2 protein-coding genes are annotated in these 3,122 nt (G+C 54.5%); both read left to right on the top strand.

The window, feature by feature from the left end; translation table 11 throughout:
* Nucleotides 1-314 precede the first annotated feature (314 nt).
* Nucleotides 315-1,433 carry a hypothetical protein gene (locus K6U75_17165; GenBank protein MCL6476763.1) on the top strand — a complete coding sequence of 373 codons (1,119 nt, stop codon included), beginning with the start codon at nt 315-317 and terminating at the stop codon, nt 1,431-1,433.
* A gap of 123 nt (nt 1,434-1,556) precedes the next feature.
* A partial coding sequence (locus K6U75_17160) for an O-antigen ligase family protein (protein ID MCL6476762.1) occupies nt 1,557-3,122 on the top strand: 1,566 nt, incomplete at its 3' end.

The raw sequence follows: 3,122 nt of genomic DNA, 5'->3' as shown, positions 1-3,122 counted from the left end.
GCTGGTGTATATCGCCTGCGCGGCTGGGGTATTAACTCCCGTGTATAGCACAAATTGGTCACAAAAATGGCAAAAATTGGGTATTGACGCGGGGGGGGGACGGTGTAGAATAAGGGTAGAATGCTCGAAAAGGAGGAGGTAAATGAGATGAAACGTCTTGCCACAGTTATCTCGAAGTGGTTGGCTTATGCAGAGGTGCCGCAACGAACCCCTGACTAAGGGGCCAACAAACCCTAACCAGTAGTTGGGTCTGCCACTGCGTCTACCTCTTGGAGGTACCGCTTGCACGAGGTAGAAAAATTGGAGGTGACACGGTGAGAAAACCAATTCTGAAGGCGTCACTAACGGTGATATTGGCGGTTTGTAGTCTGTCGTGGGGACAGGTTGACAAGACTGCGGTAGATGGCTTAATATCCTGCACCGACGCGAATTTCCGAACGATTCGTTCCGGTGAGGCATCCTTTGTTATCAAGAGGCGCCCGACGCCAGAAGGGAAAAAGGTTTTGCCAAAAACATTCCGCCAACTGGTGTCGCAGGGGCTTCCCGGTGATGTGGCGAGCTTGTATCTAATAGAGGAGGTGGTGGAAGGGCGGTTTATTTTCTCTGGTTATAGATTTCGCGTGGATGTTACGCGCAAGCGCACCCAACAGGCAGACAGTTCTGGAACGGCCGCTGGCACGGACAGCGAGCAGATTGCGTTACGATACAACGGGAAGCAATTTGCTTACCTCTCCGGCAAGAAGAAGGCAGTTATTCACACAGACATGGCTTTCGATATCGGAGACTTACGAACCCCATCACTACTCATTGACCGAGCGTCTCCTGCTGCGTATAGCGAAACCCTCTCCGAGTACCTTCGCCGCGCACAGCAAGAAGGCAGGTTAAAGGTGGTGAAGGTCACAGGCGAACCGCCTCGTCGAACTTTTGTGGTCAAGATTACCCTACCCTCTGCAGGAACAGACCTGCCCCCGATGCACGAGATTCTCCATTTCAGGGAAGAGTGGGGGTGCATGTTGACCAAGCGGGAGTTGTATGACGCTGTGCCATACTCGGGGCGAACCGTCACCTGGAAGAAGGAAGAGACCTTGGTCGACAATGCCGAGCAGGTTTCGGGGGGTGGCTGGTTTCCCACGCGCGTGCGAACGGTGTATTGGGGAGGGGAATTGGGCGCGCCGATCAGGTCGCCGCTGGTTCCCGTTGCCGAAAGGGTGCTGGAGTTTCGGTCGATGAAATTCAATACAAACCCCAGAAGCGCCCTGTTCGAGGCAGATTTCCCGCCCGGCACGTTGGTTGAAAACAAGATTTCTCACACCTTTTATGTCGTCCGTGCGCCGCTCGCAAGGGTGACAACCGTGGGTAGTGTCGTTTTGGTCATGGTGTTGCTGGGCTTCATAACCTGGCGTTGGTGGATAACCCGACGCGGGCAGACGTAACCTGTGAGGTAAGCGGGCATGGTGGGCGCGAGCAGGATTTATCCTCTCCTTCGCTTTGTCACAACGGCTGCACTATACGCGTTCCTTGCCGCGGTAGCCTTGAACGGAAGCCCGCTTAGCGAGGTGATTCATATTGACCTCTACCCTATATATCTGCCCGTGCAAGGTAGGGAACAGAATCCTCCGCTGTTAGAATGGGGGATACTGGCTCTGCTAGTCATCACGTTGGCATGGGTGGTTGTGCTCAAACGACCAGCAGCTGTGTCCAACAGTTATCTCTTCAAGGTTGGAGTGTTCGGGGTCACGCTCTTGTATCTGTCCGACCCCCTTCTGAGTACTCTGGATCCGTATTTCTTCACGCATCGATTCTGGCCACTCTGGATGCTGCTCACGTTTTACCTTGTCTATCTGCTGGGCGATAATGCCCGGTGGCGGTCTATCATGGTAGATTACATGGTCTTCTTGGTGGGCGTGCAGGCGACCTATGCTGTTGTTTTTCACGTCCTCGGGGTTAATCAGTTCTATACTCCGAATTTCGGTGCGCGCACTCAAGGCACGTACATCAACCCAAACACCCTGTATCCCGTTATGTTGTGGGGAGGGGCGCTGGCATTCGCGCGTTACGCTTGGGAACCGACGAGAGCGCTGAAATGGTTTCACTTAGCCTGTTTGTGCTTGTGCCTGCTTGCGATCTGGTTGACTTACACGCGCAGTGCCTGGCTCGCCGTCGGTGCGATGTGCGCTGTGCTGTTAGCCGCTCATCGGAAGCAGATTTCAAAGGCAAACATGGCGGCTATCCTGCTGGTGATGGCTCTTTTTCTGTTGGGAACGCTATTTGTGCGCACGAAGGGACATCTCATGGGCAATCCCGAAGACCGTTCGGCTTGGGGGCGGCTGCAGATATGGCGAACAGCCTTCGCCATCTACCAACAGCATCCTGTGATCGGCCATGGCGTGATGAGTTACCGATACTGGCAGAATCGATTCGTCACCCCGGAACTGGAACAGTTCGGTCCTTTGAACGTAGAAGCCAAGAACCTGTTCCTGAACTTTGCCGTGGAGTTTGGGACGATTGGGGTGGCTGTGCTAATCTTCTCACTTTGGCATGTACTGCGGCTATGCGGTCACCTGCTGAGGCACGAGTTGGGACACGAGGATAGGGCGATAGTGCTCGGCTGTTATCTGGCTACGATTGGAACTATTGTCGCTGGTCTATTTGATACTCCTGTGTTCGAGCCTTGGCGGTTGCCATCATCCGTATTGATGATGGGAACATGGGGACTGTTACCTGGTATCGCGGACAAGATACCATCCGCGACGCCAGTACCACACTTTGGCTTTTCTCGATTCGCGCGTGGTGTGATGATTGCGGTAGCTGTCGGGATACTGTTGCTGGGCATGTGGGTAGTCGTGCCCGCGTTCGTGATTTTCAAGGCATCTCGACAGGTCTTATTGGAAAAGGTTCAATCGGGGGCGGTAAAAACCCCCACGCGCAACGGGGCGTTCGTGCCTCCCTATGTGAAAGACCTCTTCATCGCCTCCGAAGACGGCTACTTCTACCAACACCGCGGCGTGGACTGGCAGGCACTGCACCGCGCCCTGCGCGTCAACATCCGAAACCTCGCCTTCAAACAGGGCGGCTCCACCATCACCATGCAGACCGCCAGATACCTGTTCGTGGGCAGAGAG

The sequence above is a fragment of the Bacillota bacterium genome (assembly GCA_023511455.1).
In the GTDB taxonomy this organism is placed as follows: domain Bacteria; phylum Armatimonadota; class HRBIN16; order HRBIN16; family HRBIN16; genus HRBIN16.
The sequence above is the reverse complement of the archived record's forward strand: the minus strand, read 5'-3'. Positions and strand labels throughout refer to the sequence as shown.